This window comes from Pseudonocardia sp. UM4_GMWB1, from assembly GCF_017312155.1.
Taxonomy (GTDB): Bacteria; Actinomycetota; Actinomycetes; order Mycobacteriales; family Pseudonocardiaceae; genus Pseudonocardia; species Pseudonocardia alni.
Window position 1 is genome coordinate 1,112,764 of record NZ_QJPN01000001.1, and the last position, 20,136, is coordinate 1,132,899.

Annotated in this window: 18 protein-coding genes; 13 read left to right on the plus strand and 5 right to left on the minus strand. The window is 75.5% G+C overall.

The window, feature by feature from the left end:
• Positions 1–24: 24 nt before the first annotated feature.
• The gene (locus DMP15_RS30290) at positions 25–594 is read left to right on the plus strand and encodes a TOBE domain-containing protein (RefSeq protein WP_443217692.1); all 570 of its coding nucleotides are present in this window, start codon (positions 25–27) and stop codon (positions 592–594) included.
• Positions 595–778: 184 nt separating this feature from the next.
• Positions 779–1,960 carry a S8 family peptidase gene (locus DMP15_RS05450; protein ID WP_337826676.1) on the plus strand — a complete coding sequence of 394 codons (1,182 nt, stop codon included), beginning with the start codon at positions 779–781 and terminating at the stop codon, positions 1,958–1,960.
• Here the strand turns inward: DMP15_RS05450 and DMP15_RS05455 are convergent.
• Positions 1,957–2,820, minus strand: coding sequence for a hypothetical protein (locus DMP15_RS05455; protein WP_337825516.1), 864 nt, complete (start codon positions 2,818–2,820; stop codon positions 1,957–1,959). The genes DMP15_RS05450 and DMP15_RS05455 overlap by 4 nt on opposite strands.
• Before the next feature lie 47 nt (positions 2,821–2,867).
• Here DMP15_RS05455 and DMP15_RS05460 point away from each other — a divergent pair, with 47 nt between their 5' ends.
• The 4 genes from DMP15_RS05460 (at position 2,868) to DMP15_RS05475 (ending at position 7,812) form a co-directional block, all read left to right on the plus strand.
• Positions 2,868–4,499 carry a phospholipase D-like domain-containing protein gene (locus DMP15_RS05460; RefSeq protein WP_073576597.1) on the plus strand — a complete coding sequence of 544 codons (1,632 nt, stop codon included), beginning with the start codon at positions 2,868–2,870 and terminating at the stop codon, positions 4,497–4,499.
• Between the two features lie 79 nt (positions 4,500–4,578).
• Positions 4,579–6,243: an AMP-binding protein gene (locus tag DMP15_RS05465; RefSeq protein WP_179761751.1), complete on the plus strand. Its 1,665-nt coding sequence runs from the start codon at positions 4,579–4,581 to the stop codon at positions 6,241–6,243.
• Positions 6,244–6,348: 105 nt separating this feature from the next.
• On the plus strand, positions 6,349–6,735 hold the full coding sequence (locus DMP15_RS05470; protein ID WP_062398128.1) for a cold-shock protein: 387 nt from the start codon (positions 6,349–6,351) through the stop codon (positions 6,733–6,735).
• A gap of 153 nt (positions 6,736–6,888) precedes the next feature.
• Positions 6,889–7,812, plus strand: a complete 924-nt coding sequence (locus DMP15_RS05475; RefSeq protein WP_237454151.1) for an MsnO8 family LLM class oxidoreductase — start codon at positions 6,889–6,891, stop codon at positions 7,810–7,812.
• Positions 7,813–7,831: 19 nt separating this feature from the next.
• On the opposite strand, the gene DMP15_RS05480 is transcribed toward DMP15_RS05475, so the two are convergent.
• The 3 genes from DMP15_RS05480 to DMP15_RS05490 all read right to left on the minus strand — a co-directional run bounded on the left by DMP15_RS05480 (position 7,832) and on the right by DMP15_RS05490 (position 10,788).
• Entirely contained in the window at positions 7,832–8,341 is a 510-nt protein-coding gene (locus DMP15_RS05480) for a DUF2771 family protein (RefSeq protein WP_073576595.1), read from the minus strand.
• A gap of 43 nt (positions 8,342–8,384) precedes the next feature.
• Positions 8,385–9,899, minus strand: a complete 1,515-nt coding sequence (locus DMP15_RS05485; protein ID WP_073576594.1) for an MFS transporter — start codon at positions 9,897–9,899, stop codon at positions 8,385–8,387.
• Positions 9,900–9,975: 76 nt separating this feature from the next.
• Entirely contained in the window at positions 9,976–10,788 is an 813-nt protein-coding gene (locus tag DMP15_RS05490) for a glutaminyl-peptide cyclotransferase (protein WP_337825517.1), read from the minus strand.
• Positions 10,789–10,827: 39 nt separating this feature from the next.
• Between DMP15_RS05490 and DMP15_RS05495 the strand changes: the two genes are divergently transcribed.
• The 6 genes from DMP15_RS05495 to DMP15_RS05520 all read left to right on the plus strand — a co-directional run bounded on the left by DMP15_RS05495 (position 10,828) and on the right by DMP15_RS05520 (position 18,553).
• Positions 10,828–11,661 (plus strand): DUF3027 domain-containing protein, encoded by an 834-nt coding sequence (locus DMP15_RS05495; protein WP_312888742.1) that lies wholly within the window; start codon positions 10,828–10,830, stop codon positions 11,659–11,661.
• Positions 11,662–11,861: 200 nt separating this feature from the next.
• The gene (locus DMP15_RS05500) at positions 11,862–14,468 is read left to right on the plus strand and encodes a sacsin N-terminal ATP-binding-like domain-containing protein (RefSeq protein WP_443217693.1); all 2,607 of its coding nucleotides are present in this window, start codon (positions 11,862–11,864) and stop codon (positions 14,466–14,468) included.
• Positions 14,465–15,739 carry a D-inositol-3-phosphate glycosyltransferase gene (mshA, locus tag DMP15_RS05505; RefSeq protein WP_073576591.1) on the plus strand — a complete coding sequence of 425 codons (1,275 nt, stop codon included), beginning with the start codon at positions 14,465–14,467 and terminating at the stop codon, positions 15,737–15,739. Before DMP15_RS05500 ends, mshA begins: the two co-directional genes overlap by 4 nt.
• On the plus strand, positions 15,736–16,215 hold the full coding sequence (locus tag DMP15_RS05510) for a YbjN domain-containing protein (RefSeq protein ID WP_073576590.1): 480 nt from the start codon (positions 15,736–15,738) through the stop codon (positions 16,213–16,215). The genes mshA and DMP15_RS05510 overlap by 4 nt, the downstream gene beginning before the upstream one ends.
• Before the next feature lie 123 nt (positions 16,216–16,338).
• On the plus strand, positions 16,339–17,916 hold the full coding sequence (locus DMP15_RS05515; RefSeq protein WP_073576589.1) for an AMP-binding protein: 1,578 nt from the start codon (positions 16,339–16,341) through the stop codon (positions 17,914–17,916).
• Positions 17,917–18,184: 268 nt separating this feature from the next.
• Positions 18,185–18,553, plus strand: a complete 369-nt coding sequence (locus DMP15_RS05520) for a hypothetical protein (protein ID WP_073576588.1) — start codon at positions 18,185–18,187, stop codon at positions 18,551–18,553.
• 26 nt (positions 18,554–18,579) lie between these two features.
• On the opposite strand, the gene DMP15_RS05525 is transcribed toward DMP15_RS05520, so the two are convergent.
• The gene (locus DMP15_RS05525) at positions 18,580–19,566 is read right to left on the minus strand and encodes a helix-turn-helix domain-containing protein (RefSeq protein WP_167379087.1); all 987 of its coding nucleotides are present in this window, start codon (positions 19,564–19,566) and stop codon (positions 18,580–18,582) included.
• Between the two features lie 112 nt (positions 19,567–19,678).
• Here DMP15_RS05525 and DMP15_RS05530 point away from each other — a divergent pair, with 112 nt between their 5' ends.
• On the plus strand, positions 19,679–20,122 hold the full coding sequence (locus tag DMP15_RS05530) for a VOC family protein (protein ID WP_073576586.1): 444 nt from the start codon (positions 19,679–19,681) through the stop codon (positions 20,120–20,122).
• Positions 20,123–20,136: the final 14 nt, after the last annotated feature.

A 20,136-nucleotide genomic window follows, 5' to 3' on the forward strand; every position in this document is an offset into this window, starting at 1 on the left:
CTCGACGTCGACGCCACCCCCGCGATGCGCACCCTGCTGCGCCGGGTCATCGCCGACGGCAAGCAGACCGCCCTGCTGGTCACCCACGACGCGCTCGACGCGCTCGTGCTCGCCGACCGCGTCGTCGTGCTGGACCGGGGCCGGATCGTCGAGTCCGGCCCCGCCCGGGACGTCCTGGCCCGGCCGCGGAGCGCGTTCTCCGCCCGCATCGCCGGTCTGGACCTGGTGCCGGGCGTGGCCGAGGGCTCCGGGGTGCGTACCGCGGACGGGACCGAGATCCGGGGCCGGGTCGTCGAGGTCGCCGAGGGGGAGCCCGCCGTCGCGGTGTTCCCGCCGTCCGCGGTCGCGGTGCACGCGAGCAGGCCCGAGGGCAGCCCGCGCAACGTCGTCCCGGTCCGGATCGCGGCGCTGGAGCCGCGCGGGGACACCGTGCGGCTGCGGGCCGCACCCGTCGCCGGGGGGCCGGACTGGGTGTCCGGGCTGGCCGCCGACGTCACCCCGGCCGCCGTCGCCGAACTGGGTGTCGAACCCGGTCACGAGGTGTGGTTCGCGGTGAAGGCGACCGAGGTCGCCGTGCACGGCTGGCACGCCTGAGGGCCACGGCCGATCCGCTGATCGTGCAGCTCGGAGCCCTGCCGGGCCCCGGACGGCAGGCGTCCCCGGCACCGCCGGTACCGAAACGCTCCGTCACCCGGGTGGTCCCAGGTGTCACCCGGGCCACCATCGTGTCTCTCGCACCAGGCGTCACAGGCGCATAGCGTCGCTGTCCGTGAGATCCATGCGTCCCCGCACCGCTCGTCTGGTCACTGCCGGTGTCCTGGCGGTCGCGCTCGGTGTTCCTCTCGCGCCGACGGCGTCCGCCGCCGAGACGGCGCCGTCGGCACCTGCCGGGTACCTGGTGCAGACGGCGACCGACGGGCAGACGCGGGCCGCCGCGGAGTCCGTCGGCGTCGAGCCGAAGGTCACCTTCGACAGCGTGGTGCACGGCTTCGCCGCGGACCTCACCCCCGCCCAGGCGACCGAGCTGCGCGACCGGCCCGGCGTCGTCGGGGTGGAGGAGGACCGCACGATCTCCCCGCTCGACCCGCAGGCGGCCCACCAGGACGCGCCGGTCGGCCCGCCCGCGGGTGCCGAGCAGGCGCCGGGCAACTGGGGGCTCGACCGCATCGACCAGCCGAACCTGCCGCTGGACGGGCAGTACCGGCACACCGCGACCGGCGCCGGGGTGGACGTGTTCGTCCTCGACACCGGCGTCGACGCGAGCCACCCGCAGTTCGGCGGCCGGGCCGGGCTCGAGCTCAACACGATCGACCGGACCGACACCGACTGCGACGGGCACGGCACCGTCGTCGCCGGGATCGCCGCGTCGAAGGACTACGGCGTGGCCCCGGGCGCGACCGTGCGCGCCGTGAAGGTGCTCGACTGCAACGGCACCGGGACGCTGTCGTCGCTGATCTCCGGTCTGGACTGGGTGACGAAGAACAAGCGCGGTCCCGCGGTCGCGGTGATGTCGTGGAGCTACGGCGGCTCGCCGATGCTCCAGCAGGCCGTGCAGCGCATGATCGACTCCGGGGTGTTCGCGGCCTCGTCGGCCGGCAACACCGGCGGCGACGACTGCACCGCGCTGCCCCGAGCGATCGGTGACGTGCTGGTCGTCGCGAACTCGACGATCGACGACAAGCGCTCGTCGAACTCCTCGACCGGCCGTTGCGTCTCGCTCTACGCACCGGGCACCCGGATCGTCGCGCCGGTCCCCGGGGGCGGCACCGCCTCCTACAGCGGGACCTCGATGGCCGCGCCCTTCGCGGCCGGGGTGGCAGCGCTGTACAAGCAGGCCCGCGGCGACGCGCCGGCCACCACCGTCACGAAGTGGATCGTCGACAACGCGGTGCCGGGGAAGGTCGACGGCGGCGGCACCGGCGGTACCCCGAACCGGCTGCTGCAGACCGGCGGGCTCTAGCCCCGGGCCTCGTCGGCCCACTCCCACAGCTCGTACACGGGCTGGTCGAGCAGGTCGTTCAGCTCGGCGGGCGACACCGACGGCGTCGCGAGCCACAGCACCTGGTCGGTCCACAGCCAGGCGATCCGAGACGCGCCGCGGTCGCGCAGGGCACGGGCGGCGGCGGCGAGCGGGCCGGGGTCGAGGGCCTTCGGGTGGCCGGTGGTCACGACCGCGACGACCGTGCCGTCCACCTCGACCGACGCTCCGGCGACGGCGACCCGGTGGTCCGGGCCGGCGAGCCGGTCGAGCGCGGCGGCGTGCTCGGCGGGGTCCTGCTCGGCCCAGGTCGGGAGGAGGGCCAGCAACGCGTCCCAGCCGTCCGGTCCGGCCTCGCCCAGCGCGCCCAGCACGGCCCCGGCCGTGACCGGCTCGCCGTGGTCGGCGACCCCACCGGCCAGCGCATCGGGCTCGACGACGCCGGACGGCAGCACCCCCGCGCGCTCGAGTACCGCGACCGTGTGCGCCAGCCGGTCCCGGCCCTCGGCCGACAGGTCCGGGACGACCCGCACCGCGACGGGTGACGCCGGGGTCGTCGGCGCCCCGGGCAGCGGCGTCGGCAGCACCACCGGCGCCGGGACCGGGGGTGCGGCCGCGTCCGCGCGGTCCGCCGCCCGCCACGAGCGCCACGCCATCAGCCCGAACACCGCGACCGCGGTCGCGGCCAGCAGGAACGGGAACGCACGGTCCAGTGGTCCCCGGCCCGGCGCCCCCACCATCTCGATCTGCACCCCGGTCACGACGAACCAGCCGCCGACCACCACCGCGCCCGCCGCCGCGACGGCCGCGGAGACCCGGTCCACCGTTCCCGGACGTGCCATGCCCGCAGAGTAGGCGCGACCCCCGACGCGCCGGATAGCGTCCGGGCATGCCCGGCTCCCCGCCCGCCGACCTGGCGTCGCTGACCCGTCGCTACCTGGCCCCCGCCACCCCGGACTGCCCCACGTTCGTCGAGGACACCGGGTGGGAGCCGATCGTCGACGGCGTCGACTACTTCGCCCGGCTGCGCGCGCTGTTCGACCGGGCCGGGCCGGGGGACACGGTGCTGGTCACCGGCCTGAACCTGGAACCGGACATGGATCTGAACGGTCTCGACCCGGACGAGGACGGCTACGAGGCCCTCGCCGACCGTTTCGCCCGTCTGGTCGACGCCGGCGTGGACGTGCGGGTGCTGCTCACCGCGGCGCTGTTCTCCGGATCGGTGCCCGGCGTGGCGATCGGCCCGTTCCGGGCCAACGCGTTCGCCGCGCTGGAGCTGCGCCGCCGCCCGCAGCTCGCCGGGCGGGTGCTGCTGGACTGGTCCGGCTCGGGCATCGGCTGCCACCACCAGAAGGTGGTGCTCGCCCACGTCGGCGGGGAGCTGACCGCGTTCGTCGGCGGGCTGGACCTGTCGGCCAACCGGTTCGATGCCGAGCCGCACGACCGGCTCTCGATCGGCGAGGAGCGCTGGGGCTGGCACGACGGCGCCGCCGCGCTGCACGGGCCGGGCGCGGCCCGGGTGTGGGAGGTGTACCGGGGCCGGTGGACCGAGGCCGCGACGCTGCCGCCGCGCCGGTTCATGGTCACCCCCACCGACTGGGAGCCGATGAACCCCGAGCCGTTCCGGCGCGACCTGCCGCCGTCGCCGCCCGCCCCGCCGCGGTCCGCCCCGGGGACCGCGGTGCAGGTGCTGCGCTCGCTGCGGCCATGGAAGATCGACCACTTCGGGATGCTCTACCGGCGGCACTGGACGGTGCTGCCCCGCAACGGCACCCAGGAGGTCTTCCACACGCTGTCCACCGCGATCCGCGGTGCGCGCCGCTACGTCTACCTGGAGGACCAGTACTTCTTCGAGGTCCCGGGCGGCCGCCGGGCGTTCCGGCTCTACGGGCTGCTGCGCGACGCCGCCGCCCGCGGGGTGAAGGTCGTGCTCGTGTGCTCGGGGCGCAAGGACCCGGTCGACGCCGGGGTGAACAAGTTCCGCCGTCGCGTCACCGGTGACGTGCAGCGTGGTGTCATCGACCAGCTCGACCCGGCCGACCGCGGCAACGTGATCATGCACCGGATCGAGGACCTCACCGTCCACACCAAGCTGGCGCTGGTCGACGACGTCTTCGCCTCCATCGGGTCGGCCAACTTCTTCTCCCGCTCGATGCGCGGCACCGACACCGAGCTCTCGACGGCGTTCGTCACCACCGGCGACCAGGTGCGCGACCTGCGGGTACGGCTGTGGGCCGAGCACCTGCGCACCGAGCTGACCGACGAGCTCGCGCCCCGGCTGGCCGATCTGGACCTCGCGCTGGGCATGTGGCGCCCGGAATGGCTGCCACCGGACGCACCGGCCGGGACCTGGCGGGTGCCCGGCTACCCCGCCGGGTTCGCCCCGGCCGAACGGGTGCTGGTGCCGGTCGGTCCGTGGCCCGAGCCGTCGCCGCGGCCGTTGCGCCGCGCGGCCCACGGGGCGCGGCGCGGGGCGGCGAAGGTCGCCGACTCGGGGCGGCGGCGCCTGTCCTCGTCCTGACCGACGGGTGTTGGCAACCGCGTCGTCCGGGGGCGAGGATGTGACGACCCGCACCGAACCGCCCGAGGAGTACGACGTCGTGACCTCAGCCGCCGCAACCCCCGCCGTCCCGTCCTACGCGTCCGGGACCTCGGACACGCCGTTGCTCGGCGACACCATCGGTGACGACCTCGACCGCACCGTCGCCCGCGTCCCCGACAACGACGCGCTCGTCGAGGTGCAGACCGGACGCCGCTGGACCTACCGCGAGCTGCAGAAGGCCGTCGACGACCTGGCCACCGGGCTGCTCGCCGCCGGTCTCACCGTGGGGGACCGGGTCGGTATCTGGTCGCCGAACACCGCGGAGTGGACGCTGACCCAGTTCGCGACGGCCAAGATCGGCGTCGTCCTGGTCAACATCAACCCGTCCTACCGGACCCACGAGCTGGAGTTCGTGCTCAAGCAGGCCGGGATCTCGACGCTGGTGTCGGCGTCGTCGTTCAAGACCTCCGACTACGAGAAGATGATCGCCGAGGTCCGGGCGAACTGCCCCGCCCTGCAGCGCGTCGTGATCACCGGCTCCCCCGAGTGGGACGCGCTGGCCGCGGGCGACGCCTCCCGCCGCGACGAGCTGGCGCAGGTGCAGGCGTCGCTGACGGCCGACGACCCGATCAACATCCAGTACACGTCCGGGACGACCGGGTTCCCGAAGGGCGCGACGCTGTCGCACCACAACATCCTCAACAACGGCTACTACGTCGGCCGGACCTGCGGGTACACCGAGGCCGACCGGGTCTGCATCCCGGTGCCCTTCTACCACTGCTTCGGCATGGTCATGGGCAACCTCGCCTGCTCCACCAGCGGCGCGACGATGGTCATCCCGGCGCAGGGCTTCGACCCGAAGGCGACCCTGCACGCCGTGCAGCAGGAGCGCTGCACCTCGCTCTACGGGGTGCCGACGATGTTCATCGCCGAGCTGAACGACCCCGGCTTCGGCGACTACGACCTGTCCAGCCTGCGCACCGGGATCATGGCCGGCTCGCCGTGCCCGGTCGAGGTGATGAAGCAGGTCGTCGACCGGATGGGCATGACCGAGGTGACCATCGCCTACGGCATGACCGAGACCAGCCCGGTGTCCACCCAGACCCGCGCCGACGACTCCGTCGAGCGCCGGGTGTCCACGGTCGGGCGGGTGCACCCGCACCTGGAGGTCAAGGTCGTCGACCCGGAGACCGGCCGGACGCTGCCGCGCGGCGAGCCGGGCGAGCTGTGCACCCGCGGCTACTCGGTGATGCTGGGCTACTGGGAGCAGCCGGAGAAGACCGCCGAGGTCATCGACCGCGCCCGCTGGATGCACACCGGCGACCTCGCCGTGATGGACGACGAGGGCTACCTCAACATCACCGGCCGGATCAAGGACATGGTCATCCGCGGCGGCGAGAACGTGTACCCGCGCGAGATCGAGGAGTTCCTCTACACCCACCCCGACGTCGTCGACGCCCAGGTCATCGGTGTCCCCGACGAGCGCTACGGCGAGGAGCTCTGCGCCTGGGTGGTGCTGCGCGAGGGCGCCGCGCCCCTGACCGCCGACACGCTGCGCGAGTTCGCCACCGGGAAGCTGGCGCACTACAAGATCCCGCGCTACGTGCTCGTCGTCGACGAGTTCCCGATGACGGTCACCGGCAAGGTCCGCAAGGTCGAGATGCGGGAGAAGTCGGTCGGGCTGCTGGACCTGGAGGGTGCGGCGAACGTCCGAAACGCCTGACCCCCGGACGGGTCCCAGGCGTACCATCGGTGACGGCGCGTCCGGCGAGCCCGGGCGCGTTTGTCGTGCACGCAGCAACACAGCAAGCAGGAATCGAGGACGACGGTGCCCACCGGCAGGGTGAAGTGGTACGACGCGGAGAAGGGCTTCGGCTTCCTCTCCCAGGACGGCGGTGAGGACGTCTACGTGCGCAAGGCGGCGCTGCCGTCCGGCGTGGAGGCGCTCAAGTCCGGCCAGCGGGTCGAGTTCGGGATGGCCGAGGGCCGTCGCGGGCCGCAGGCGCTCTCCGTGCGCATCGTCGAGAAGCAGGCGTCCGCGGTGGAGAACGCGCGCCGCCCCGCCGAGGAGCTGCACGGTCTGATCGAGGACATGATGGGTCTGCTGGAGAACAAGATCCAGCCGGCGTTGCGGCACGGGCGCTACCCGGACCGCAAGACCTGCAAGCTGGCCGCCGAGGTCGTGCGGGCCGTCGCCCGCGACCTGGACGGCTGACCCGCCGTCCCGCCGCCCCCGCGGGCGTACGTGGCGACCCGGCACGGTGCGTGGCGACGCGTGCGTGGGGCGCCGCGGGGTGTCGCGGGGTGCCGCACGAGCGGCGGAATGGTGGCGGGTTCGGGCGGTGTTGGCACGGGTGTGCGCCTGTCGATGTTGGACCGCTCGCGGACGCGGGCCGGGGAGCCCGACGCCGCCGCGGTCCGTGGCACGGTGGCGCGGGCCGTCCGCGCCGAGCAGCTCGGCTACCACCGGTTCTGGGTGGCCGAGCACCACGCCGTGCCCGGGATCGCGTCGGGCAGCCCGCCGGTCCTGATGGCCGCGGTGGGCGCGGCGACCTCGCGGATCCGGGTCGGTTCGGGCGGGATCATGTTGCCCAACCACCAGCCGCTCGTCGTCGCGGAGCAGGTGGCGCTGCTGGAGGCGCTGCACCCCGGGCGGATCGACCTGGGTATCGGCCGCTCGCCCGGGTTCACCGAGCCGGTCCGCCGCGCCCTGCGCGCCGGCGGGGCCGACGACGCGCAGTTCCGTGCCGCCCTCGACGAGCTCCGCTCCTTCCTCGACGGCAGCGGCCCGGTGACGGCCCGGCCGCGGCTGGAGCACGCCGTCCCCCTGTTCCTGCTCGCCACCGGCGCGGGACTGCGGCTGGCCGGGGACCTGGGGCTGCCGGCCGTCGTCGGCGGCCCGGTACTCGACGACCCGGCGGCGCTGGCGGACTACCGCGAGCGGGCCGGGGACGCGGCGCACCTGGTGGTGTCCGCCGACGTGCTCGTCGGGGACCCGCAGCTGGCGCTGTCCGAGGCGTGGGCGCACGCCGCGGCCCGCACCACCGGGGAGTTCCCGCCGCTGGAGCCGCCGGACCCGCACCGCGTGACGACCCGGCGCCAGCGCGAGACCGTGGACCGGGCGCTGGCGAACGCGATCGCCGGCGACCCCGACACCGTCGCCGAGCGGCTCGACGACCTCGTGGCCCGCACCGGCGCCGACGAGCTGCTGGTGTTCTCCTCGACCCACGACCGCCACGCGCAGGCCGACTCCGACGCCGCGCTGGCCCGGCTGCTCGGCGCGGGCCGCTGAGATCCCGGGTCGCGCCCGCTCAGCCCTGCTCGCCGACCAGCACCCAGGTCGCCCGGACCGGGAACTGGATGTCGGTGCTCGCCGGGTCGATCGACGGCGGCGCCCCGAACACCTGCACCTGCGCGGTCACGAGCCGGTCGCCCGGCTCGGGCAGGGACAGCGTGAAGTCGGTGCGGGTGTCCGGCGCGGCGATCGCGCTGCGCTGCTGGACCGGGGTCGGGTCGGTGCCTCGGGTGAACGCGTAGGCGACCTGCCAGGGCGCGGAGGAGACCTCCTCGGGCACCGTGATGCGGACCTCCGTCCCGGGCGGGACCTGCGCGGTCACCCGGGCGTTCGGGGCGTCCTGGCAGTTCTGCAGGCTGGTGTCGCAGAACTGGGTGGGCGCGGCGGTCAGCGAGGTGCCGCCGACGTCGAACGTCACCGTCGGGGCCTCGCCGCCGCACCCGGCGAGGACGAGGGCGGCCGCGGCCAGGGTCCCGGCCAGCACGCCGGCGGACCGGCGGGGGCGCGGTCGGGGGCGGGTGATCACGTCGACCAGCGTACGGATCCGGGCCCGGCGCGCGGGTGGGCCCTCAGCGGGCGACGGCCGGGCGCGGCCCCAGGCCGGGCACCAGCGAGGTGCCGCGGCGCACCAGCGCGGCCTGCAGTGCGAACACCGCCACCACCCCGGTCACGATCACGAACCCGGTCCGGAAGGTGTCGTGCGGGGCGAGCACCCCGATCGCGCCGCCCAGCACCCAGGCCAGCTGCAGGACCGTCTCCGACCGCCCGAACGCGGACGCCCGCGCGTCCTCGGGCAGGTCGCGCTGCACCACCGCGTCGAGGCAGACCTTCGCCAGCGCGCTCGCCGTCGACGCGACCAGGGCCGCGACCACCGCCGTCGGGACGCCCGGCAGCAGCGCCACCGCCGCCGCGGCGAGCACGGCCGCCGCGGCCGCCGCGAGCACCACCGGCTCGACCCGGGAGAAGCGGCTGCGTGCCCCCACCGCGTTGCCGGCGAACAGCCCGACGCCGGCGGCCGCGCCGACCATCCCGATCACCACCAGCTGGCCGGCGGGATCGCCGTCGGGGGACTGCTCGGCCCCGGCCTTCACCACGAACGCGACGAACAGCGTGAGGAACCCGGTCAGCACCCGCACCGTGCTCGTGCCCCACAGCGCGACGAGCACCGCCCGCGTCGCGGGGGCGCGGGACCGGCGCTTGCCCGGCCGGGTGGCGGGCACCGCCGCGGTCACCTCGCCCGCGGTGGACTCGACCCGGCGGGGGATCCGTAGGCAGAGCACGGCACCGGCGACGCCGAGCACCGCCGTCCACCACAGCGGCCCGGCGCCGCCGACGGCCAGCGCCGCGGCACCCGCGACGGCCCCGGCGACCCCGCCCGCGGCCATCCCGAACGTCGTGAGCCGGGAGTTCGTCGTCGCCAGGGTGATCGTCGACGGCAGCACCCGCGGGGTCACGGCCGCCTTGAGCACCAGGAACGACTTGGACAGCACCATGATCCCCAGCGCGGCCGGGTAGAGCAGCCAGTCGTCGAGGTGGAACACGAGCACCACGGCGAGCACCGCGCGGCCGGCACAGGACACCGCCATCGCGATCCGCCTGCCCCGCTGCAACCGGTCCAGCGCGGGACCGATCACCGGCGCCACCAGCGCGAACGGCGCGACGGTGATCGCCAGGTAGAGCGCCACGTTCGCGGTGGACTCCGCCGTCGCCGCCGCGAAGAACAAGGTGTTCGCCAGCGCGACGGCGACCGCCGCGTCGAGCGCGTAGGTCAGCATCGTGGCGTAGGTGAGCGCCGTCAGCCCGGACCGGTCGGCGCCGTCGGCGGTCGCGGCGCGCCGGAACAGCGCGACCGCGCGCCCGCCCAGCTCGCGGGTGCGGTGCACGGCGACCCGGGTGACCGTCAGCCTGCGGGGGACCGTGGCCGGGCCGGGGCGGGGCAGCTCGTCGGTGGCGGCACCGGCGGAGCGCGCACGGCGCAGCGCCGGGTCCGAGGCGATCGGGGTGGTGATCGGGGTGGTGCGCGGGGCCGGGCCACGTCTCGACCCGGCCGCCCGGCGGCGGCTGCGGAACGGGTTCGGTGCCACGCGGTCATTGTGCAGGCGGGCACCGACGGTTCCGGCGATCCCGCCGGGTGGTGTCACCCGCCCGGCGCAGCGCCGGTCAGGCCGGGGGCACCGGGAGCCGCACCCGGAACGTCGCCGGCCACAGCTTTCCGGTGAGCAGGTACTCGTCGCCGTCGACGTGGGCGATGCCGTTGAGCACGTCGGCCCCGGCCCGCTGCCCGGCCGGCAGCAGCCCGGTCGCGTCGACGACGGCGTCGACCACCCCGGTCGACGGGTCGATCCGCACCAGGTCGTCGGTCTGCCAGACGTTGGCCCACACCCGGTCACCGACGCACTCCAGCTCGTTGAGCCGGGTCACCGGGGCGCCGTCCAGGGTGACGGCCACCGAGCCGGTCCCCGCCAGGTCGGCCGGGTCGTGGAAGAACAGCCGGTCGGTGCCGTCCGAGCGCACCACGCGGTCGCCCAGCAGGCACAGCCCCCAGCCCTCGCCGTCGACGGGCACCTCGCGCAGCGGCCGCAGCGTCGCCCGGTCCCACTCGACCGCCACCCCGTCCTGCCAGGTCAGCTGCCAGATCCGGTCCCCGACGACGGTGATGCCCTCCCCGAAGTACGCCGGCGGCAGCGGGCTCGCCGCCCGCACCGCGCCCGTCGCCGGGTCCAGCGCGCGCAGCTGCGAGCGCCCCACCCGGCCGGTGCCCTCGTAGAGGGTCCCGTCGCGCAGCTCCAGGCCCTGGGTGAACGCCTGCGGGTCGTGCGGGATCTCGGCGAGGATCTGCGGACGGACCACCGGAACGGGGCCCGGGGCGGGCAGCCCCGTCGCCGGGGCTGCGGCCCCGCAGGCCGCCAGGGCCAGCAGGAGGGGGAGCAGCCCCGTCACGGAGGGGCGGCGGAGCAGCGCTCGGGCGGGCACCCGCCCAGGATGCCCGGGCACGGGTGGCACACTGGTGAGGTGAGCACTGGTGAGGTGGGTGTCGAGGTCGGCGACTCCGGTGACGAGCGGGCGGAGACGCCGCAGCCCCGGGTGACACCCGCGCCGTCGCACCTGTTCGACGCGGTGGACGAGGCGCGGGCCGCGGCCGTCGAGGAGGCGGCCGACGAGCTGGGTGACGAGGCGGCCGTGGCCGCCGTCGGCGCGCACCTGGGCACGACCGTCGAGGACGACGGCTCGGTCACCCATTCCTTCGCCGCACACCTGCCCGGCTACCGCGGCTGGCGGTGGGCGGTCACCGTCGCCGCCGCGGCCGGTGACGGGCCGGTGACGGTCTCGGAGTCGGTGCTGCTGCCCGGCTCGACCGCGCTCGTCGCGCCCGACTGGGTGCCGTGGGACCAGCGCGTGCGCCCCGGTGACCTCAAGCCCGGCGACCTGCTGCCCACCCCGGCCGACGACCCCCGCCTGGTGCCGGGTTACGTCGACTCCGGGGACCCGGCCGTCGACGCGCTGGCCCGCGAGGTCGGCCTCGGCCGCGAGCGGGTGCTGTCGTTCGAGGGCCGCGTCGCCGCCGCCGAGCGCTGGCAGGACGGGGAGCGCGGCCCGGCCGCCGACCTCGCCCGGTCCGCCCCCGCGTCCTGCGGGACCTGCGGGTTCCTGGTGCCGCTCGCCGGGTCGCTGCAGGGCGTGTTCGGGGTCTGCGCGAACGGCTCCTCCCCGGCCGACGCCCAGGTCGTCGCCGTCGGCTTCGGCTGCGGTGCGCACTCCTCGGTCGCCGAGCAGCCCGGCTCCCCGGTCCACGTCTCGGCCCTGGTCTACGACGACGGCGTCGACCTCGAGCCGGTCGGGTCCTGAGCCCTCCCGGCGTCGCGGACGGCACCGACCCGTTCGGCACGGCGGCGCTGCGGGACGGGGTCCTGGCGGCCTGGTCGTCGTCGCCGACCCGGTTCCGTGAGGACGTCAACGCCGAGGACGACCTGCGCCGCGGCGGGTACGCCGACACCTGGGTCGCCGAGCTGCTCCAGAACGCCGCCGACGCCGCGCTGGCCGCGGACCTGCCCGGCCGGGTCCGGGCCGTCGTGGTGGACGGTGAGCTGCGCGTCGCCAACACCGGTGCCCCGCTCGACGCCCCCGGGGTCGCCGCGCTCGCCGCGCTGCGGGCCTCGGCCAAGCGGGACGCCGCCGGAGCGACCGGCCGGTTCGGCGTCGGGTTCGCCGCCGTGCTCGCCGTCTGTACGGCCCCCCGGCTGGTGACGGCGGCCGGGGCCGTCGCGTTCTCGGCCGCGCGGACCGCGGTCGAGGTGGCCGGGCTGGGCGGTGCCGCGGCCGCCGAGCTGGCCCGCGACGCCCGGGTGCCGGTGCTGCGGCTGGCCTGGCCCGCGCCGGAGGAGGAACCGCCGCCGCCCGGGTTCGCCACCGAGGTCCGGCTGCGCCCGGCGCCCGGCACCGACCCGCACCACTTGCTCGACGAGCTCGCCCGCACCGCCGGGGACCTGCTGCTGGCCCTGCCCGGCCTGGAGTCGGTCACGGCGGGCCCGGTGACCGTCGCCCGCACCGACCTCGGCGACGGCCGGGTGCGCGTCGGCGACGCCGGGTACCTGCTGGTCACCGGGGACGCGGGCGTCCGCTGGGCGCTGCCGCTGCACGGCGACCGGCCCGCCCCGTACGGACCCGACGACGGCGAGGTCCTGCACGCCCCCACCCGCAGCGCCGAGCAGCTGTCGCTGCCCGCCCGGCTGGTCGCACCGCTCCCGCTCGACCCGGACCGCCGCCGGATCCGTGCCGACGACCCGGGCGTCGACGTGCTGGTCGACGCCGCGGCGGCCGCCTACGCCGACCTCGTCCGGCGCGTCGGCCCCGCCGACCGCACCGCCCTGGTGCCGGAGCCGGGCTTCCCGCGCTCACCGCTCGACGGCCGGCTGCGCGAGGCGGTCACCGCGGCGCTGACCCGCACCCCGTGGCTCCCCGCCGCCACGGGCGACGCGGACGTGCTCGCACCGGAGCGGGCCGAGTGGCTCGACGTGCCTGCCGACGGGCTGCCCGAGCTGCTCGCCGCGACCGGTCCGGCGTTCGCCCGGCTCGTCGCGTCCGGGGTCCTCCCGCCCGCCGGGCTCGGCGTGGACCGGGTCGGCCCCGCCGCGCTGGCGGAGCGGCTCACCGGCCTCGAGGCGGATCCGGGCCGGTGGCGGGAGCTGTACGCGGCGCTCGCCCCGGCCGCCGACACCGTCCCGGGGCTGGCCGCCGAGCTGGGCGCGCTGCCCGTCCCGCTCGTCGACGGCCGCCTGGTGCCCGGGCCCGCCTCGGTGCTGCTCCCCGTCGGGGGCGACCCGGCCGGGGCGGCGGCGCTCCCCGAGCTGCGGATCGCCCACCCCGGCGCCGTCCACCCGCTGCTGCGCCGCCTCGGCGCCGCCGACGCCGACCGCGACACCCTGCTCGACGCGCCCGCGCTGCACGCCGCCGTCGAGCGGTCCGTCGACGACGCCGAGGCGGGCCTGGACACCACCGCGGCGGCCCGCGCCGTCCTCGCCCTGCTCGACACCCCCGGCGCCGCGCCGGACCCGCGGTTCGGGGCCCTCGCCCTCACCGACGAGGACGGCCGCCCCGCCCGCGCCGACGAGCTCGTCCTGCCCGACGCCGCCCTCCGGGACCTGCTCGACCCGGACGCCCCCGTCGGGGTGCTGGGGCCGGAGTGGGCCGACGTGCCCCGCGACGCCCTGGTCGCCGCCGGCGTGCTGGACCGGTTCACGGTCGTCGCGTTCGACCCCGACGTGCTGCACGACGCCGAGCACTACCCCGGCGACGGCGACCCCCCGCCCGCCGTACGCGACCTCGACCTCGTCGCCGACGACCGCTGGCCCGCGGCGCTGGCCCTGCTCGCCGGCGACCGCGACACCCGGGCCGCGCTGCTCACCGGGTACACCGCCTGGTGGCTGTCGCGCCACGTCCGCCTCGGCGGCCGGCTGGCCGGCACGTGGCGGCTGCGCTCGGCGACCGGGCTGGCCGGGCTCTACGACGAGGTCGGGGCCCTGCCCGGCGTCGACGACGCGGTGCTCGCCGCCGCCGGCGTCCGGGACCGGGTCGTCGTCGACGGGCCGGACGAGGTCACCGAGCTGCTCGACCGGCTGGCCGACCCGGCGCGCGCGGTGACCGGGGAGGTCGCCGCGGCCGCCTACTCCGCGCTCGCCGCGGCCGTCGCCGACGGCCGGGTGGACCTCGACGACGTCGACCCACCGGACCGGGTCCGCACGGTGACCGGGTCGGTCGCGCCGACCGACCGCGCCGTCGTCCTCGACGCGCCGTGGGTGCTGCCCGCGCTGGACGCGCTGCCCGCCGTCCCCGGCGGGCCCGACCCCGCCGCCCTCGCGGAGCTGCTCGACGTGCCGCTGGCCTCGGACCGGGTCGCCGGGACCGCCCGCGGCACCGGCACCCCCGGCCCGTGGACGGCCGACCCCGAGGTCGTCCTGGCGCTGGCCGCGCTGGGGGAGACCGCGCCCCCGGGGCGGCTGCACCGGCACGACGAGCTGGTCGTCGACCTCGACGACGGCGGGACGGTGACCGTCCCGGCCTGGCCCGGCCGCGGCGACGACTGGCACGCCGCGGACCCGCTGCGGGCGCTGGTGGCTGCGCTGGCGCTCCGGCGCCGTGTCAGGATGCTCGGGTGAGTGAGCGACTGCCCCGACGGGTCGCGGTGCTGTCGGTGCACACCTCCCCGACCGAGCAGCCCGGCACCGGCGACGCCGGTGGGATGAACGTCTACGTCGCGCAGACGGCGATCCGGATGGCCCGCCGCGGCGTCCAGGCGGAGATCTTCACCCGCGCCACGTCGTCGGAGCAGCCACCGACGGTCGAGCTGGAGCCCGGCGCGACGGTCCGGTTCGTCGCCGCGGGCCCCTTCGAGGGCCTCGGCAAGGACGACCTGCCGAGCCAGCTGTGCGCCTTCACCGCGGGGGTGCTGCGGGCCGAGGCCCGCCACGACCCGGGCTGGTACGACGTCGTGCACTCCCACTACTGGCTGTCCGGCCAGGTCGGCTGGCTGGCCCGGGACCGCTGGGGGGTGCCGCTGGTGCACTCCGCGCACACCCTGGCCAAGGTCAAGAACGCCGCGCTCGCCGCCGGGGACACCCCCGAGCCGCGGGTGCGGGTGATCGGCGAGGACCAGGTCGTCGCCGAGGCCGACCGGCTGGTGGCGAACACCGAGATCGAGTCGAAGCAGCTGCTGGACCTCTACGACGCCGACCCGCGCCGCACCGTCACCATCCCGCCCGGGGTGGACACCGACCGCTTCCGGCCCGGGGACCGCGCCGCGGCCCGCGCCGAGCTGGGCCTGCCCGCCGGGGCGGTGGTGCTGGCGTTCGTCGGGCGCATCCAGCGGCTCAAGGCCCCCGACGTGCTGCTGCGCGCCGCGGCCGAGCTGGCCGCGCGCGCGCCGGGGCTGCGGGAGCGCCTCGTCGTGCTCGTCGCGGGCGGGCCGTCCGGGTCGGGGCTGGCCGAGCCGACGTCGCTGCACGAGCTGGCGGCCGAGCTGGGGATCACCGACCTCGTCCGGTTCCTGCCGCCCCGGGCCGGCGACGAGCTGGTGACGGTCTACCGGGCGGCCGACGTCGTCGCCGTCCCGAGTCACAACGAGTCCTTCGGGCTGGTCGCGCTGGAGGCCCAGGCGTGCGGGACGCCGGTGGTGGCGACCCGGGTGGGCGGGCTGCCGGTCGCCGTCGCCGAGGGCCGGTCCGGGCTGCTCGTCACCGGGCACGACATCTCCGACTGGGCCGACGCGCTGGGCGAGCTCGCGCTCGACCCGGGCCGTCGAGAGCAGATGGGGCGGACCGCGGCGACGCACGCGCACCGCTTCTCCTGGGACCGCACGACCGACGCCCTGCTGGGCGCCTACGACGAGGCCCGCACCGAGTTCGCGGCGCGGCGACGGGGGGACGTATGAGCGACCTGGAGCAGCGGATCGGGGCCGCGCTGGCCGACTCCGGCGCCGAGCACGTCCACCGCGGGCCCGGGCAGTGGCTGGTCACCCTCCCCGGCGAGGCCCGGCTCCAGACCCAGACCTGGCTGATCCTGCGCGAGCAGACCCTCGCGGTGCAGGCGTTCGTGTGCCGCAGGCCCGATGAGAACCACGAGGGCGTCTACCGGTTCATGCTGCTGCGCAACGCCAAGCTCTACGGCGTGCACTACTGCCTGGACCGGGTCGGGGACATCCACCTCGTCGGGCGGCTGGCCCGCCACGCCGTCACCGCGGACGAGCTCGACCGTGTCCTCGGCTCGGTGCTGGAGGCCGCCGACGGCGACTTCAACACCTTCCTGGAGCTCGGCTTCGCCTCCTCGATCCGCCGCGAGTACGCCTGGCGCAGCGAGAACGGCGAGTCGACCGCGAACCTGACCGCGTTCGAGCACCTCTTCCGGTGACCCGCGGGTAACTTTTCACCGCGCCACGACGACGGTACGGGCGCGGTGCCTCTAGCATGACGCCGAACCCGGCCGGATCTCCGCGCCGTCCGTCCCCCGCAGGACCTCGCGAAGGAGCGAACCTTGTCGTTGCGCAGCCCGTACCCGGACGTCGAGATCCCTGACGTCTCTCTCACCGAGTTCCTGTTCGCCGACGGGTTCGGCGACCGGGCGGACGCGCCGGCGATCGTCGACGGCACCACCGGTGACCAGCTGACCTACACCGAGTTCCACGGCCTGGTCGAGAAGATCGCCGGCGGGCTCGCCGCCCGCGGCATCGGCACCGGCGACGTCGTCGCGCTGTTCGCGCCGAACCTGCCGCAGTGGGCGGCGCTGTTCCACGGCATCCTGCGCGCCAACGGCATCGTGACCAGCGCGAACTCGATGTACACCGGCGGCGAGCTGGCCCACCAGCTGAAGGACTCCGGCGCGAAGATGGTCATCACCGTCTCGCCGTTCCTCGACCGGGCCGTGGCCGGGGCGAAGGAGGCGGGACTGTCCGAGGACGTCGTGCTCACCATCGACGCCACCGAGGGCCACGACTCGCTCCGCGATCTCGTCGGCTCCGGCGCCCCGGCCCCCGAGCTGACGACCACCGCGACCGACACCGCGGTACTGCCGTACTCGTCGGGCACCACCGGCCTGGCCAAGGGCGTGGTGCTGACCCACCGCAACCTGGTGGCGAACCTGCTCCAGATCCAGGCCATGGGCGACGTGACCAGCGAGACCAAGATCATGGCGTTCCTGCCGTTCTTCCACATCTACGGCATGACCGTGATGATGAACCAGGGTCTGCACGCGCGCGCCACCGTCGTCACCATGCCGAAGTTCGACCTCGAGCAGTTCCTGACCATCACCCAGGACCTGCAGGTCGACCGGCTCTACATCGCCCCGCCGGTCGCCGTCGCGCTGGCCAAGCACCCGATCATCGACAAGTTCGACCTGTCCTGCGTGAAGACGGTCTTCTCCGGTGCCGCCCCGCTGGACGGCGAGCTCGGCCGCGCCGTCGCCAAGCGGCTGGACTGCACCGTGCTGCAGGGCTACGGCATGACCGAGCTGTCCCCGGTCAGCCACTGCATGCCCGACAACCGCGGCGACCTCGACCTGAACTCGTCGGGCTTCGCGCTGCCGAACATCGAGTGCAAGCTGGTCGACCCGGAGTCCGGCGAGGAGGTCGGCGTCGGCGAGCGCGGCGAGCTGTGGGTGAAGGGCCCGAACGTGATGGTCGGGTACCTCAACAACTCCGAGGCGACCGACGCCACCAAGGACGCCGACGGCTTCCTGCACACCGGTGACATCGCCGTCGTCGACGACGAGGGTGTCTACTCGATCGTCGACCGGGTCAAGGAGCTCATCAAGTACAAGGGCTACCAGGTGCCGCCCGCCGAGCTGGAGGCGCTGCTGCTGACCCACGACAAGATCGCCGACACCGCGGTCATCGGGGTCAAGGACGCCGACGGCGAGGAGGTCCCGAAGGCGTTCGTGGTGAAGCAGGCCTCGGATGAGGACCTGACCGAGGACGACGTCATGAGCTTCGTCGCCGAGAAGGTCGCGCCGCACAAGAAGGTGCGTGTGGTCGAGTTCATCGACCAGATCCCGAAGTCGGCCTCGGGCAAGATCCTGCGCAAGGACCTGCGGGCCCGGGAGAACGAGAAGGCCTGACCCGAACGACCGGCCGTTCCGTCGTCGGCACCCCCCTTCCCCGGGCTCCGCACCCGAGCTGCCGGCACGGATCCGGGACGTCGATCAGTACATCAGCGCTGTCGTGGGCCTGCCGGACAGCACTCAGGTACTGATCGACGCGGTCGGGGCGGTGCGTCCGGTCGGCCCGACGTCGGACAGGCGGCTCGATCCACCTCCGGCGTCCGAACCCGGCGGGGCGGGCGCGGTGATCCGCGGGGCGGCGGCGCCGTCGTGCTGTCCTGTATCCATGACCGCCGACGCCCCCACCCCCGTGCGACTCGGCCCGTCCGATGCGGGCGAGGTCCTCACGCTGCAGCGGGCCGCCTACGTCACCGAGGCCCGGGCGCACGACGACCTGTCCCTCCCACCGTTGACCGAGGAGCTGCCCGCGGTCCGCGAGGAGCTCGGCCGCGCCTCGGTGACGGCCTGGGGCGTCCGCGACGACCGGGGCCGGCTCGGCGACGCCGTGACGACCGTCGCGCTGTTCACCGGCGAGCACAGCGCGGGCAACCTCCGCCTGTACCGGCGGGCCGGCTACGTCGAGACGCACCGGACGGGCGCCGGCACCGACGAGCTGGTCCACCTGACCAAGGCCCGCACGTCGGGAAGTACCTGAGCACTTCTCGACGGGACGAGTGCGCGTCAGCGGCCCGCGGTCTGCTCGGGGGGCTCGCCGAAGGCGCGCGTGTAGGCCACGCGGAACCCGCCCGGACGCAGGAACCCCCACCGGCCCGCGATGCGGCCGACCGACGTCGCGTCGCCGGAGGCGCGGAGGTCGGCGCGCACACCGTCGAGCCGGGCCCGCCACAGCACGGCGGCCGGGTCGGTCCCGGCCCGCCGCAGCCCGGCGACGGCGGCCCGGGCCGGGCCCCCGGTCAGCCGGGCCAGCTCCGCGGGGTCGAACGGCCGGTGCGCGTGGGTGCGCAGGTGCTCGGTCACGCTGCGGACCAGACGGGAGGGCAGGGCCGGGGTGCGTGCGCTCCCGCGCCGGCCGGCTTCGTCGAGCACGGTGTTCGGGAACGTCTCCAGGAACCGCGAGGCCAGCAGCCCGAACGCCTCGTCGAGGGCGACGGACCCGTCCAGCAGCATCGGGTTGCCGAGCACCCGGTCGCGCACGTTCACCACGGTTGTGGCCCAGCGCTGCGCGTGCGCCCCGCTCAGCGGGGTGATCCCGGACAGCCGCACCCGGTCGACCGCGACGCCGTGCACCTGCCCGGCCCAGCGGGACAGGGCCGCCGTGTCGAGGGCGACGACGTCGAGGTCGATGTCCTCGGCGAGGTCCCGGAAGCGGCCCTCGGGCGGGAGCACGCCGACGTCGCCGGGCTGCAGCAGCACGGTGCCGTACGCCTCGGTGCCCAGGCGCATGCGTCCGCCCTGCACCAGATCGATCATGAAGGCGTTCTCGACCGGGTCGACCGTCGCGTCGATCTCGGCGGTGACCCACAGATCGCTCAGCGAGAACCCCGGGGCGGCGACGGTCTCGTTTCCCATTTCGAAGTCGCGGCCGTCGCCCACCGGCCGTACGACCGCGCCTGCGTAGAACTCCGCGGCGAACCGTTCGACGTCGGCCGCCGACCCCATGCGGAGGCTCAGTCGTCGCACTCCGTTGCCGGGCGGTTGTCCGTTCACTCGCCCTCCACCGGTGCACCGGGTGATCGGATGCGGAAAGTTACCCCGTGACCGGGCGTCGGCGCGACCCGCGCCACGCGGAACGGTCGGGGTTCGGCCGTAGCCTCCACCCATGGCGACCCCCTGGACGATCACCGTCGACTGTGCCGACGCACGCCTGCTCGCGGAGTTCTGGAGTGCCGCGCTCGGCTACGCCCCCGCCCCTCCGCCGACCGGGTTCGAGACCTGGGAGGCGTGGATGATCCACCACGAGGTGCCTGCCGACGAGTGGGGTGACGTCGCCGCGATCAGCGACCCGGACGGCGCGGGCCCGCGGATCTCGTTCCTGCGGGTCGACGAGCCCCGCACGGTGAAGAACCGGTTGCACCCGGACCTGCAGGTCTCCGGCGGCCGGCATCTGCCCGCCGAGCTGCGCGGCGAGCGCCTGGCGGCGGAAGCACGACGGCTGTGCGCGCTCGGCGCCCGGGTCGTCGAGGAGCACCTGTCCCCGGGTTCTCCACATGTGGACCACCTGTGGATGGCCGACCCGGAGGGCAACGACTTCTGCATCGTGTGAGCCCACCCCGGGTA